At 49.5% G+C, this 14,223-nt stretch carries 12 protein-coding genes and 1 pseudogene; 7 read left to right on the top strand and 6 right to left on the bottom strand.

Features of this window, described 5'->3' with window-relative positions; translation table 11 throughout:
- The first annotated feature begins 855 nt into the window (after positions 1–855).
- Positions 856–1,770 (top strand): futalosine hydrolase, encoded by a 915-nt coding sequence (locus tag MKX40_RS05535; protein ID WP_339240044.1) that lies wholly within the window; start codon positions 856–858, stop codon positions 1,768–1,770.
- Positions 1,767–2,609: a 1,4-dihydroxy-6-naphthoate synthase gene (locus tag MKX40_RS05530; protein WP_339240043.1), complete on the top strand. Its 843-nt coding sequence runs from the start codon at positions 1,767–1,769 to the stop codon at positions 2,607–2,609. The genes MKX40_RS05535 and MKX40_RS05530 overlap by 4 nt, the downstream gene beginning before the upstream one ends.
- Positions 2,610–3,241: 632 nt before the next feature.
- On the opposite strand, the gene MKX40_RS05525 is transcribed toward MKX40_RS05530, so the two are convergent.
- Together MKX40_RS05525 and MKX40_RS05520 are read right to left on the bottom strand one after the other, a co-directional pair.
- Positions 3,242–3,865 carry a pyroglutamyl-peptidase I gene (locus tag MKX40_RS05525; RefSeq protein ID WP_339240041.1) on the bottom strand — a complete coding sequence of 208 codons (624 nt, stop codon included), beginning with the start codon at positions 3,863–3,865 and terminating at the stop codon, positions 3,242–3,244.
- Positions 3,866–3,886: 21 nt separating this feature from the next.
- A complete protein-coding gene (locus MKX40_RS05520; RefSeq protein ID WP_339240040.1) occupies positions 3,887–4,888 on the bottom strand; it encodes a Gfo/Idh/MocA family oxidoreductase in 1,002 nt (333 codons plus the stop codon).
- Between the two features lie 654 nt (positions 4,889–5,542).
- On the opposite strand from MKX40_RS05520, the gene MKX40_RS05515 reads away from it, so the two are divergent.
- The 4 genes from MKX40_RS05515 (at position 5,543) to MKX40_RS05500 (ending at position 10,485) form a co-directional block, all read left to right on the top strand.
- Complete coding sequence (locus tag MKX40_RS05515; RefSeq protein ID WP_339240039.1) at positions 5,543–7,279, top strand: AraC family transcriptional regulator; 1,737 nt, start codon at positions 5,543–5,545, stop codon at positions 7,277–7,279.
- 99 nt (positions 7,280–7,378) lie between these two features.
- On the top strand, positions 7,379–8,452 hold the full coding sequence (locus MKX40_RS05510; protein WP_339240038.1) for an iron ABC transporter permease: 1,074 nt from the start codon (positions 7,379–7,381) through the stop codon (positions 8,450–8,452).
- 2 nt (positions 8,453–8,454) lie between these two features.
- Positions 8,455–9,477 (top strand): iron ABC transporter permease, encoded by a 1,023-nt coding sequence (locus tag MKX40_RS05505; RefSeq protein WP_339240037.1) that lies wholly within the window; start codon positions 8,455–8,457, stop codon positions 9,475–9,477.
- A 60-nt stretch (positions 9,478–9,537) separates the two neighbouring features.
- Positions 9,538–10,485, top strand: a complete 948-nt coding sequence (locus MKX40_RS05500) for an iron-hydroxamate ABC transporter substrate-binding protein (RefSeq protein WP_339240036.1) — start codon at positions 9,538–9,540, stop codon at positions 10,483–10,485.
- 131 nt (positions 10,486–10,616) lie between these two features.
- On the opposite strand, the gene MKX40_RS05495 is transcribed toward MKX40_RS05500, so the two are convergent.
- The 4 genes and pseudogenes from MKX40_RS05495 to MKX40_RS05480 form a co-directional block, all read right to left on the bottom strand.
- Positions 10,617–11,039, bottom strand: coding sequence for a macro domain-containing protein (locus MKX40_RS05495; RefSeq protein WP_339240035.1), 423 nt, complete (start codon positions 11,037–11,039; stop codon positions 10,617–10,619).
- Between the two features lie 47 nt (positions 11,040–11,086).
- Positions 11,087–12,009: pseudogene (locus MKX40_RS05490) on the bottom strand (TIGR02452 family protein).
- Positions 12,002–12,487 carry an NADAR family protein gene (locus MKX40_RS05485; protein WP_339240034.1) on the bottom strand — a complete coding sequence of 162 codons (486 nt, stop codon included), beginning with the start codon at positions 12,485–12,487 and terminating at the stop codon, positions 12,002–12,004. The pseudogene MKX40_RS05490 and the gene MKX40_RS05485 overlap by 8 nt, the downstream one beginning before the upstream one ends.
- A 92-nt stretch (positions 12,488–12,579) precedes the next feature.
- Positions 12,580–13,518 (bottom strand): NUDIX domain-containing protein, encoded by a 939-nt coding sequence (locus tag MKX40_RS05480; RefSeq protein ID WP_339240033.1) that lies wholly within the window; start codon positions 13,516–13,518, stop codon positions 12,580–12,582.
- Positions 13,519–13,771: 253 nt separating this feature from the next.
- Between MKX40_RS05480 and MKX40_RS05475 the strand changes: the two genes are divergently transcribed.
- The gene (locus MKX40_RS05475; protein WP_339240032.1) at positions 13,772–14,206 is read left to right on the top strand and encodes a MarR family transcriptional regulator; all 435 of its coding nucleotides are present in this window, start codon (positions 13,772–13,774) and stop codon (positions 14,204–14,206) included.
- Positions 14,207–14,223 lie beyond the last annotated feature (17 nt).

The following is a 14,223-nucleotide window of genomic DNA, read 5'->3' as shown; positions in this document are numbered from 1 at the left end:
TATGGTTATTTGATGTGATACGCCTACCCGGACCTTTGCTTGACGCTTATGAAAGAATTACATGCAAAGGTTGTTCAGGTCTTTCCCCTTCCGTTATGATGGAGATGATCTATTGTTCAATAATCACTGTATCTTGATTACTTTTTTGTGCACGTTTAACCTGATTGATTGTTAGGTCTGTTATGAATAAATATGTTGCGCTGCGTCATAGATCTATTGTCTGCACGGTGGTTGGCTGTTCAGCAGGCATCTACATTAGAGTTAGCAAAACGATGCACTTGCTTTAAATTCGGGGTTGGTATGAATGAGCTACTATGCAGTGGTTGAGTGTAGACTTCGCTTGTTATTCATTGGGTTTGTTGTGGTCAAAAATCCGAAGGCGATATATGTATGATTAGCGTTGATTGGGTCGGGGCAGTATTATGCCTTTTTAAACATTTATTTGTTCGTTTAGAGTGCCAACTTGCGCTGTCCCCACTGAGCATACATATGGTAGATATGTCTTTCAAAGGGTGGACACGGACCTAAGTAATCCACCTGGAATCGGCATTCTACATGTAGATTATTTTTGATTTTCTATCCGAAAACGTCTATATGTAGTGTTTCATCTTTCTGACTGGATAGAGTGCCTTTTTAGAAAAAGTGTCCACTCTTTGAAAGACAAAATTACAAGATATGTCCTCTTGTAGTGGACAAATATATACCCAAATTTAATTTATATAAGTTGAGCTATACATTTACACAGAAATATAGAAATAAGTCATAACCCGAAGAAGTGTAGCTAAAAGCTTGCTGTGAGAAAGATACTATGTAGGCATAGGCTACACTTCTAATACCTCACAAGGAGAATCGGCCATGAATGAACATAAGCAAGATGAAGAGCAGAATAATGAACGAAACGCATCATTCATAAGTAGTGGACATCACGGGGATTTAATTGGGGAAACAATCACTTCAGGCACTTCAGATATAAGTTCGGTCCCAGCAAATTCATCACAACGTGTGTTAATTGTCACCGCGGTGGATGCGGAAAAAGATGCAGTTCTCCGCGGCTTGGGCGACACGGCCGCGGAACGTTTTGACGTCATTGCTGCGGGCGTTGGCCCAGCCTCGGCCGCTGCGGGAACAGCCGCTACATTGGCATATGCCGTAGCGGCTGCGAGCACAAGTGCGTTGGCGCACGGTTCCACCGCGCCAAGCCCATCGGATGTGGCACAGACATCTGCCACATCTTCAAAGCCGGGGCCCCTTGCCGGGGCCGGATATTCACCAGCCTACAGGCTGGTGATCAGTGCCGGCATCGGCGGCGGGTTCCCCGGCCGGGCGGACGTCGGCTCCCTTGTGGTAGCCGACGCCATGGTTGCTGCCGATCTGGGCTCGCAGACGCCAGACGGCTTCCTTAGTGTGGACGAGCTCGGATTCGGCTCGTCCATTGTGGCGGCGGACGCGGAGCTTGCCGCTCGCCTGCGCCATGAGCTGCAGCGGGCCGGGCTCGCTGTCAGCGGAGGCACTGCGGTCACCGTGTCCACGGCGACCGGAACAGCGGAGACGGCCGCGGAGCTATTGCGCCGCGTGCCGGATGCCGCCGCCGAAGGCATGGAAGGCTTCGGCGTGGCAACAGCTGCCCAGCAGTTCGGCGTGCCAGCACTCGAACTGCGGGCCATATCCAACGCGGTCGGTCCACGCGACCGCGACGCTTGGCGCATCAAGGATGCCCTCGATGCGCTCCAGGCTGCAAGTTCCATTTTACGGGAGGTTATTACATCATGAAAATTGCATTTTCCCCTTGTCCAAATGATACATTTATCTTTCACGCGTGGGTGCACGGGCTGATCCCGGGCGCACCTGAGCTGGATGTCCGGTATGCTGATATTGATATTACCAATGGTCTGGCGGCTAATCCGGATGGACCCGACACACCTGAAGTGATGAAAATATCTTATGCAGCACTGCCATACGTGTTATCTGACTACGCTCTGCTTCCTGCTGGAGGTGCACTCGGCAGAGGATGTGGTCCGCTGGTTCTGACCGCAAACGGTACGACCGATCCAGCCTATCTGTCTGGACGACGAGTTGCTGTGCCGAGCGAACGCTCAACAGCATATATGTTGTTCCGTCTATGGGCAGCACAAAATGTTCCTGGCGGCGTAGGTGAGATTGTGGTCATGCCATTTGACCAGATCATGCCTGCTGTGCGGGACGGCAAGATCGATGCCGGACTTGTCATCCATGAAGCACGCTTCACGTACCAGAACTATGATCTCAAACTGATGACGGATCTTGGTAACTGGTGGGAAAGCGATACCGGTCTTCCGATTCCGCTCGGAGCAATCATTGCACGTCGCGACATGGATGCTCACGCCCTCGCCGGATGGGCACGCGCCTCCGTTGAATATGCATGGGCGCACCCGGATGAGTCGAGAGCATACGTGATGGAACATGCTCAAGAAATGGATCCTGACGTAGCTGCACAGCATATCGGACTGTATGTTAACGAATTCAGCGCTAATCTGGGCGATGATGGCTACGGTGCGATTACTGCACTACTTGGACGCGCCATGAAAGAAGGACTCGTTCCTGAGTTCGATCTTGATCTGTTGCGGATCTAATATTAGATTTTTTTCAGCTATTTCTTAACTATTTCTTTAGTTATTTCTTTATCTATTTTGTTGGCTATAATCTGTACGCTCTAAATCTAACGAACCCTACGCACCCTATTTAGCCTAATATCATGCGTTGAGAATTCTAACGAATCTCAGACACTCTATTCATCTAGAAATGGGTCATATCACTGAAATTTCGCTTATTTTCATTCAATAACGCTTCTACGATTCGTTAGAAATGGGTATGTGCAAATTTCAAGTGAATAGCGTGCGCTGGGTTCGTTAGACTTGAGCGACACACGATCTCGACATAGAAGCAGAAAGAGCTGTCCCCTAACGTCAGATTCATGACGATGGGACAACTCTTTTTTTTGACTTTATATACAATTCTATATTCAACTTTTTATTCTACTTCATGTTCAACTTCATATCTATACTCATGTCTCTACACTCTACTCAACCCAAGATCAAAGCAGAAAGAACCCCATGCAACTCCAAGCTCTCCACGTCATCTTGAACCCTACTGTACTCCATTATCCCAGCCCACTGCTCTCCCATTCACAATTGCGGTCTACGATACAAATCCAACCATCGCCTACGATCTGCTGCAACCGCAACCGAACGATAGCAAACCTTCCCTACGATTCAGCCACAATGGTGCGGATCATCATCCGCAGCGCATCCAGCATCACGGGTATAGGTAGCGAAGGGACGGAAGGCTGCAACACAGCCATCTCTGTCGAGGCAGGAAAGTGTACAAATCCGGCACGGATCGGAAGTTGCCCTACTCGAATGTGATCGAGCAACCGGTACATCGTGTTGTTGCAGATATACGTGCCTGCTGTATTAGAGACGGCTGCGGGAATACCTGCTGCTGACATGTCATTCACCATGGCTCGGATCGGCAACGTGGAGAACAAACCGTCTGGGCTGCCGTCTACAATGGGCTCGTCCACGGAACGTTGCCCCTGATTATCCGCGTAGGAGCCAGGCGGAATGTCTTTGACATTCACGGCAATACGCTCCGGTGTGATGCATGTTCTGCCCTTGGCCAGCCCACAGGCGATAACAACATCCGGCCGATAGGCTTCCATCTCTGCGATGAGCAGGTCTGCACATTCATCGAAGTGCACGGGCAACAGTACTGTTTTTAGCTCAGCCCCCTCCACCACCTCGTTCGCAAGAGCTTCCATTAACGCTCCAGTCGGATTCACTGTGTCCCCGCCAAAAGGTTCAAACCCGGATATCAGAATTTTCACCATTACACGTCAGCTCCTGTCTGTTTACTCTGATTTGTAACGCAATCCCCACTGACCCCGAATCGTGTCCATCAGTTTCATAATTTCCAGGGATTCGTCCAGTTTAATCGTATTGCTCTCCGTCCGACCTTCGAGGATACAGCGTCCGGCTTCTTCTGCCTCAAAAGCATAACCAATACATGTTCGATCATCCGTGAATTTCTCCGGCTCGTCCTGACCGTTCACATGCAGATAAGCTTCTTTGCCCGCGAGGAACAAAGGCAGACGAATCTTGCCCTCCGTACCGTATATGACCGCTTCATTGCTGAGGTTCAGACGAATGGCCGCACTCAATGAAGCAGAGCGTCCCTCGGAATAGGACAACAGCACGGAAAACTGCTCATCCACACCCGTCTCACCAATATTGGCCGTACTCCATACATGCTGGGGCTGTTCGCCAAAGATCATCGAAGCAAAGGAGATCGGGTACACCCCTGCATCAAGCAAAGCTCCTCCACCCAGATCCGGATTAAGCAACCTTCCTTCCGGCTCCCAACCGGCACGGAATCCAAAGTCTGCCTGAAGCAAACGTACTTCACCAATTCGACCTTCTGCGATCCATGCTCTGGCTTGAGCAATCGGCGGCAAAAAGCGTGTCCACATCCCTTCCATCAGGAAAAGATTGCGCTCCCGTGCCGTCTCCACCAGTTGCTCCAGTTGACGCGCATTCATCGTAAACGGCTTTTCACAGAGCACCGCCTTACCTGCCTCGAGGCAAGCCATGACATTCTCCTTATGCACAGGATGTGGTGTTGCCACATAGATAATATCTACCTCAGGATCTTGAAGCATCTCATCATACGAGCCGTAAGCGCGTGCAAAACCATATTCAGCTGCAAACTTCTCCGCGCTTCCCGCTGTCCGCGAACCTACCGCTGCTTTCACTGCGTTCCCGGCATGCTCCAGATCCCTTGCAAACTGGGATGCAATCCATCCCGTGCCCATAATGCCCCAACGTACTTTGTTCCGTTCCACTACTTCTGTCATATCGAAGCCTCCCTACTGCAATTTGGGTTGAAAATGTTCATGATTTAGATCAGGCCAACAGGTTATCCCCTTTATTTTACCAAAAAGAAACGCCTACGTCAGAAAACGGTTTCGATTATTTACTTTTATTTACGTTCATTAGACTTCCATCTCATCTGCACCTCGAACATATCTGTGTACATTTCAATTCTTCAGTAGATTTGCTAAGATTATCAGCAGACTAGGAGCCAAAAGGTCTTGTCCCGTGGCATGGTTGTAACTCACAATAATCCGGTTAAATCAACCATCATACCTGATTAACAACATCCTATCCCTGTCTTACAGGTATATAAAAATATCTGACTATACTGCGAAGGCCCTGACAGGCAACTCAGCCAACGATTATAATCCAGCGTCTCCGAGCTGACGGTAAGCTCTTGGTATAGTTATCACTAAGCGCGATCCAGAATCTGCACATGTGTCCACACGGCATGATCCGGGGATATGCCCCTATTCAATTCATACAATTCTTGCCTCATGCCACGCGATCAATGGATGTTCAACAAAGACGTTCAGGTCCGCCAAAATATCGTACGTCCCCGCTTCAATCATGACCTAAATAACTGTTCAATGATTACCTAATAACTTTTCAAAAGAGAGGAGGTCACAAGCACCATGACTACCATCCCTGGTACGGCCCACAGCGGCATCAATCCATACCTGTTGCATCAGCAGACAAATCCCCGTTCAGAAAAGGAACCCTCAAACCGGGCAGATCTGGATGCATTCCTGAATGATACCCTGATCGAACTTCGTCAGGCAGAACATATCATAACCCGTGGTAAATGGCGCTGGTCCACTACTGAACTTGCTCATCATACCTTTATATACATGCACAAATTCACAGGCCAACTGATCATGAATGGGACCGAATTCCACGTGGTCCGCAAATCAGCTTGTCTGTGCACACCCGGCGCTTCAATTGAACTGATCGGAGATGAAGACCATGATATTGAACTGTATATCATTCATTTCGATCTGTATCGGGCTACGGAGAAAACCAAAGCCAGACGCATCTACGAACGTGAACTCAGTTCACCAGTTACAGGCTGGATTCAGGGCCCATTTTACGGTATACAGCGCATTGCCGCCCAGCTTACACAATTAACCAACGAAGGTTTGGAAACAGGCTTGAAGGCGCAGCTCTTCCTGACGGAACTGTTACATATGCTCTGGCCCCAACAACAAGAAGATCAGACGGACGCAGCGGCTGGGCAGGAGGAACCGGAACAGTGGCTCAGGTCCACCCTGCAATATATGCGTGAAAACTATATGTACGAAATCAAGCTGGAAAAGCTGGCTGAACTGGCCGACATGCATCCGTCCTATTACTCACAGCTATTCAAGAGCCGCATGCAGAAGAATCCGATTGAATACATCACTCATCTGCGTATGAACCGGGCCAAGGAATTGCTGCTCACTTCCGATCTGCGTATCCGTGATGTGGCTCGTGAAGTGGGTTACCGTGACGAATTCTATTTCAGCCGACGTTTCCGGAACCATGCTGGTTATGCACCCACTTCCTATGCGAAGCAGGTCCACCGGAACATCGTGTCGCTCTCCTATCCATACACGGACCATCTGATGACACTTGGCGTCACACCATGCGCAGCTCAGATCCAGGGGCATCTGCCTCATCTGCCCAAATCGCTGGAACTGCCCTTCCATGCTTACGAACCGTGGGAACAAGGACGTCAGGCATTCCTCAATGTGAATCCTGATTTGATTCTGACCAAGGACAATGCCACTGCAAAAGCCATGGAGCATATTGGCGATGTCGCCCCTATCATCACCATTCCCTGGAACCAGACAGACGTCTTCGGTCATCTGCATCAGATCGCATCCATTGTGGATCGTACCCAAGCCGCGACAGATTGGCTGGATCGACATGAGCGCAAAGCGGAGCGTGCACGCAAAAAAATGAAGGAACTCGTCGGAGATATTACCGTTGCCGTTGGCACGTTAACGCCTAAAGGCCCACGGATGTACAGCCATCGCAACTTCGGACATGTCTTTTACCGCAGTCTGCAATTGGCCGTTCCTCAGCGCATTCAGACCGAACTGGCTGGCAAACCTCCCGGCGTCGGATTCAACTGGCTGCCCTTCACACCAGGAGAGTGGGATGGTTTGGAGGCAGATGTGCTTGTACTGGCGATTAATTCTATGCATGAAAAGGCAACACTATGGAAAGAGATGGCTTCGAATCCACTATGGAACAGCCATCCCGCGGTAAAAAACGGACGTGTGCATCTCATCGACTGGAACTCATGGGTCGTATATGCTCCATATTCCATCAACATCCAGCTCGATGAAGCGCTCTCTATGTTGACGAACAAACCTTCACTTTTGTAATCTAAAAAATGTCCATCTCCAGAATCTTAATTTATGCCATGTACGGGCCTGAATTAAGATTCTATAATGATGACTAATTGATAATGATAATCAATAACAATGAAATACGTTGTTGGTACCGAAGGAGTGACCCGTATTCAACATCCGGGACTGCCACATCGTCCATCTAATTCAAAAAAATCTGCGGTGACCGTTGGGCTGACGTTTTTGTCTGCCATAGCCATACTGCTGCTAAGTATGTTTGTCGCCATCTCGTTAGGTGCCAAAGGGCTAACGCTGGAAACCGTATGGGCTGCCATATTTCAGTACAACCCGGCTTTGACACCACATCAGATTATTCATGAACTGCGGCTGCCTCGTGTGCTTGCAGCGGTTATCATCGGCGCTGCCTTTGCTGTTGCAGGAGCTTTAATGCAAGGCATTACACGTAATCCGCTGGCAGACACGGGCATTCTGGGCATCAATGCCGGAGCCACTTTTGTGGTAGCACTGAGCTTCGCCTTTTGGCCCGGACTGCCCTATGGCTGGATCATGGTTTTATCATTCGTGGGGGCTGTCTTGGGCACACTGCTTATCTTCCTGCTTGGAATGGCAGCACCGGGTGGTCTGAATTCCATCAGACTGACGGTCGCAGGGGCCGTTATTGCAGCCATGTTAACCTCGCTCAGCACAGGCGTTGCCATTTATTTTGACCTGAGTCAGGATCTGGCCTTCTGGTATGCAGGAGGTTTTGGCGGAATTGAATGGCGGCATCTCAAGCTGATTCTTCCCGTGCTGCTCGCAACACTCGTCCTGATTATGCCACTCGCCCGGCGTGTATCCCTTATGTCACTCGGAGAAGAAGTCGCGATTAATCTCGGGATCAACCTGCGCTGGACGAGGTTTCTTGCCCTCGCAGCAGTTGTTGTGCTGGCTGGTGTGTCCGTGTCGGCAGTAGGCTCAATTGGATTTGTTGGACTCGTCATCCCCCATATCTCACGCAAACTGGTGGGTGTGGATTATCGACTCATCATTCCGATGTCTTCTCTGCTTGGTGCGATATTACTGGTGCTCGCCGATCTGGGCTCACGCATCGTGAACCCGCCGGAAGAACTCGCAGTAGGCATTATGGTCGCCTTTGTTGGTGTACCGTTCTTCCTCTATCTGGCCCGTAAAGAAAGGAGGGCCTTGTAGCGATGAATTTCAATACACCTTCACGATCACGAGGTAAACGTTCGTTAGTCGTCAGCATCACACTGCTCTGCATCGCCATTGCCGTTATTGTGATCAGCCTGAACACGGGAACCATTCGCCTCTCCCCAGTAGCTGTGTTACAGACCTTGCTTGGTCATGGCAGTTCGGATGATCAGATTGTACTGTTTGATTACCGACTGCCTCGCATCCTGGTCACTGTACTGGCCGGAGCGGGACTTGGTATTGCCGGGGCAGCCTTGCAAGGGATTACCCGCAATCCGCTGGCGGACCCGGGCATTCTGGGATTACATGCAGGGGCAGCGTTTGGACTAATGGTGTTTGTTAGTCTCTCCTTTACAATGGATGGCTCTGTAGCCTTGCTGATTCCGTTGTTCGCTTTTGCAGGCAGTGTTGCCGCCGCCCTGATCATCATGCTGTTATCTTATGATCGCCATAACGGCGTATCTCCCATTAAGCTGATTCTGGTGGGAATCGCGGTAGCGGCCGGGTTCCATGCGTTGACCCTCTACTTATCCCTGCGTTTGGATGAAGACACCTATTCCTTTGCCGCCCGCTGGTTGGCAGGTAGCGTCTGGGGCCGGGATTGGATTCATGTGCAAGCGTTGCTTCCCTGGGTGGTGCTATGTATCTCGTACATTTGGAGTCGATCCAAAACGCTCGATGCCTTCAACCTTGGAGATGCTGCCGCAACCAGCATTGGGACGCCTGTTCGATCCCAGCGTATTATTTTGTTGCTCTGTGCCGTAGCCTTGTCTGCCGTCAGTGTATCGATGGCCGGGGGGATTGGCTTTATCGGTCTGGCCGCACCACATCTGGCGCGCAGACTTGTCGGTCCGATGCATCGGCATCTGATCCCTGCTGCCGGACTCATTGGGATGGTTATTCTGGTGAGCGCTGATACGATCGGGCGAACGATCTTTCAGCCTAACGCCATTCCGGCAGGTGTAGTGGTTGCCGCGATTGGCGCACCTTACTTTTTGTACCTGTTAGTACGAAGCAAGTGATCTTTTTTTACAAAAACAATAATTACATCCCAGAGATGTTCAAGGAGAATGTGACTACCCATGTTAAAGAAAAACCTTATGCTTGTCATGAGTATCTGTCTGGTGCTTGTGCTCGCTGCCTGTGGAACGGCCAATAACTCGTCATCTGCTTCTGGTGGTTCATCCACGGATACTTCAACCAACAATCAGGATAACAGTGCAGGTTCAGGAGAGCCACGTATTGCCTCCATGTCGATCCATCTGACCAATGATCTGCTATCACTCGGGATTACGCCAGTTGGTTCTGTTATCGGTGGCGAAGCCAAAGGCTTCCTGTCCCATGTTGCGGATCGTCTTCAAAATACAACGCCACTTGGGCCGGTTAAAGACCCGGATATGGAAGCTTTGCTTGCTCTGAAACCCGATGTAATCTATCTGGACGAAGAATTCTCGGGTGATGATATTGCCAAATTCGAGAAAATTGCTCCGGTGCATGTCTTCAACCTGGATGACGGTACATGGCGTGATCATCTGAAAGACATTGGCAAACTCGTGAATCGCGAGAAGGAAGCCGAGCAGTACATTCAGGACTACGCGACCGAAACGGAAGAAGTGAAATCTCTGATTCATGACACGATTGGTGATGGTACCGTAATGGCGATTCGTGTTACTGCCAAAGAGTTGCGTGTGTTCAGTACACGCCGTCCCATGGGTCCCATTTTGTATGAGGATCTCGGTCTGACACCTGCCAAAGGCATCACAGATATCGATTCAACTAAACCGTACCAGGTCGTCTCCCGTGAAATCTTGCCGGACTATGATGCAGATGCAATCTTTGTGGTTGTGAATTCGGATGATGAAGCCCAAACCATGTTCAAGGAGCTGCAAAACAATCCGATCTGGCAAGGTCTGAAAGCAGTCAAAGCCGGTCATGTCTACCCGATTGGGGCACAACCTTGGCTCGATTACTCATCGATTGGTAATAAAATGGCCATGGATGAAGCCAAAGAAATGTTCTCCAAAAAATAACAAAAAACCTCACTTTGAAATCGGAACAACGTTGGTATGAATCATACTGACGCTCTATTCCGGTCAAAGTTGAGGTTTTTTGTTTTGAATCTGTCAGCAAGCTGCAATCTTTCCTTTTCCACCAAGCGCTCTCACACTGTACAGACAATAATCTCAACATCCATATCGGCAAAAGCTTCCTGAATAATTGGGCTGACCTTCTCCCATTTCAGTCTGTCCAACCCGCATCCGATCCGGGGCATCGCCAGTTTCGTAATCCCTTCCATCACACATACGTCCCGCATGGATTCTACCGCATTCGTCAATGATTGGTACGTCGGCTTATTGGAGAACTTTGCCTTGGTGACCAGATTGAGCGTCCGGCCTACCGGATAACATCGTCCAATCTCAAGCGGCTCTTGTTTGGCCTGTTCTTGTAGATTCTCCAAACCGAATCGTTCGCGGAACTGTACCGCAATGCCCTTGCCCATCCTTGCATCGGCTGATATGCAGTGCGCAAGCGAGTAATCATCTCCCAGATCAAACAAATCCTGCTGTCTCTCATGAAATTGCATGTCATCTCTCTCCTTTATCCTATTTACACAGATCCTTATTTTATTTATTAGACCTCTGCCAAAAAACGTTGAAATGCCTTTAATGTTCTCTGACCTGCTGATCGATCATATACGGCAAATACAATGCGTTCAAAGGCGTCCTTATAAGCCTCTCCCACTAACACATCATGAAAATACTTCGTCACTACTGCTGGTTCATTACGAAATACGCCGCAACCGTACGCACCCAGAACAATCGTGCGGTGACCATTCGCAACAGCCACATCCAGAATATAACGGATGCGTTCCTTCATCACCGATTCAATCTGTAAATCATCCGCTTCTCCACGCTCTTTCACCACACCCGCATTCACCGCCGGCGCAGTAATGAATGAGCATACATAATATTTATCCAGCAGCCTGTCTTCATCATCACGGATCACCGGAACATCCGGTGAATAGATCATATAATCCGAATAGAGACCCGATCGCTGTTTGCGATTGTAATCGTACATTTCATCCATCTGGGCGATGCACGGGTATAGTCCTGTCGCTCGGGCCAGACTCTCTTCCTGTGCCTGACTTCCGCCAAGGAAACCGCCGCCCGGATTTTTCGCTGATGCAAAGTTTAGACAGACCACATCTTCTCTTCCTTCAGCTATTGCCAAACGTGAAGCGGCTCCAAGTGTAGTTCGCCAGTAACTTCAATGCGACCCAATGCAGCTTCAACTTCAGATGATGGGGCAGCGGGTTGAATTCCAACGTGAGCTTCTGTACGACGTTTTTCTCTGAGCGCGGACAATGCTGCTGGATGGTATAACACCGAATTTCGGATGGCTTGCTGCACATCGGTACCGATCCCAACCTTGCGATCATACCCATTTACGTAATGCCCTTCATCCAAAATAGCCAACGTCTGCTGTGCGATATTAGCCCGCTTGGAACGTGAATTGGAGCCACCATTGCCCGTTGATCTACTAGAATCACTCATCTGAATCACTTCCTATATCTTCTCTTAGACGGGTCAGAATCTCACCCAGCCAGTTGGTTCCCCGCCATGTTCTTCGATTGCGAATGCGCGGGTCTTCCTCCGCCAGTCCCACACCCCAGATGCGATCATCCGGGCTTGCTTCCACAAGGGTCGTTCCACGAGTGGCACGCAGTGCGGTTAGCAGTTCTTCGTTTTGTGTGAATTTGGCCAAATTGCCCTCGTAAACGATGCGCTGGCACTCAGCTCCCCATAACGTCTGGTCGAAACCTGTGACCTGTCTGCCCAGCTTTTTTTGTACCGAAGCAGAGCTTGCCTTCAGAATCTTGTCGGCCATGGTCTGATCCCCAAACAGCAGTGCTTTCTGGTGCATCATGTATTGCTCCGCACTCGTGTAGTGAATCCCGTTCACAGTAAAATCCGCCGGGTGCCACTGTGAGAACGGCGATGCTGTCCGCCAGAAAAACGTAAACTTTTCCATCCATATCCCCTCTTTACTTGCTCCTCATGTATACAACGATCCGGGCCTCTGGCCTGAATCACTTCGTACGAGTTCATTGGTTCCTACCGTTTCTATGGTGTATGCCTCTCTGGATTCAATCTATATAAACGTGATGGTCGATGACCGGCACTGCTCGCATATTCTCCCGTCTCAATGACCCAATCGGCGATTTTGCGCCGGAAAGCGGCAGCCAGCAGTTTTTTGCCACTGATGATCTCATGTACTTTCTGAAGTGCAGTCAGTGTGAACGTCTCCGGCATCAGATTGAATGCAATATCCGTATACTCGATCTTGGATCGCAGACGCTCAAGTGCATAATGAATGATTTTGGCATGATCAAATGCAATCCCCTGAACCTCACCCAACGTCACATGATGGCTCCGTACTTTTCCTTCTATCGTTTCTTTTGTCTCAACAATGGCCGACAACTCTTCTGTTCCATTGGTCAAAATCAACTGCAGCCTGCGTTCTGTCACACGTCCACGCTCATGGATATGGCGCTTCTCTTCCAGAAGACGCTGCTCCACCCGAAACCAACTGGCCTCACTGGCATCATCACCGGCCTCAAGCTCCAGCTCGCTGCTATCCACCAGCGCCATATAGGAACAGCTGATAACCCGTGTACGTGGGTCTCGCTCCACATCTCCCCAGGTGTACAGTTGCTCCAGATAAATATCATCCAGCCCCGTCTCCGTCAACAATTCCCGCCGAGCAGCATCTTCCAGTGATTCCTGCATGGAGACAAATCCGCCCGGTAACGCCCACTGTCCCAGATAGGGATGGCCACCTCGACGAATCAGCAGCAACTGGAGTTCGGGTTCCGCGAGTTTGCGATAATTCTCCTGAGCTTCACTGCGGATCGTAAATACCAACATGTCCACGGTGACGGAAGGACGTTCATAATCGCCAGCATCATAGCTGTCCAAAAACTGTTCTTCACTAATATGTGCCTGATCCTGATGCTCCTGGTAATCGGGAGCATTTCCTCCAGAGGAACCTTCCTTAGTCATACGATATAAACCCCATTCTGTTATTAACATTTTGTTATTAATATTTTGTTATTAACAATTAGATAATATCAATTTATCACATCGTTTTATCTCAGGTCAATATTTCCAATCCAAAATAAATGATCTGTAGTCACTTGACGATATGTCAAATCAAACTTAAAATTTAGTTAGTCGACTAACTAAATGATGTGTTCAAAAATGTCTAGTTTTCAGTACCGAGAAGTTGAAATGAAGTAGAAATGGAGCGGATGATATGAACCCAGTCCACAATGATCGGTTAATGGGACAGCTATCCGAACTCGTGAAACTCAAACGTTACAAGGTTCATGAGAAACTTGTGAACCACCCCGAGTTATACCCGGGGCAGCCCCCTTTGTTGTTCCAGCTTGAACGGGAGGATGGCCAATCCCAGAAAAAACTGGCCGAACAACTTCAGCGCAGCCCCGCAACGGTAACCGTCATGCTCAAGCGCATGGAAACATCCGGTTATGTGAGACGTGAAGCAGACCCGAAGGATCTGCGCAGTCTGCGGGTATACCTGACGGATCAGGGACGCTCCGCGCTGCAAGAATTGAGGATCGTGATTCAGGAGTTGGAACAGCAGGCTCAGAAAGATTTTACGCCGGAAGAATCCGAGATCATGTCTGCACTTGCACAGCGTATGCTCCAAAACCTGCGTGAATCCTGAGGTGATGCAAACTCTCG

Source organism: Paenibacillus sp. FSL R5-0517 (assembly GCF_037974355.1).
GTDB lineage: Bacteria > Bacillota > Bacilli > Paenibacillales > Paenibacillaceae > Paenibacillus.
This window is presented reverse-complemented; position numbering and strand designations above follow the sequence as displayed.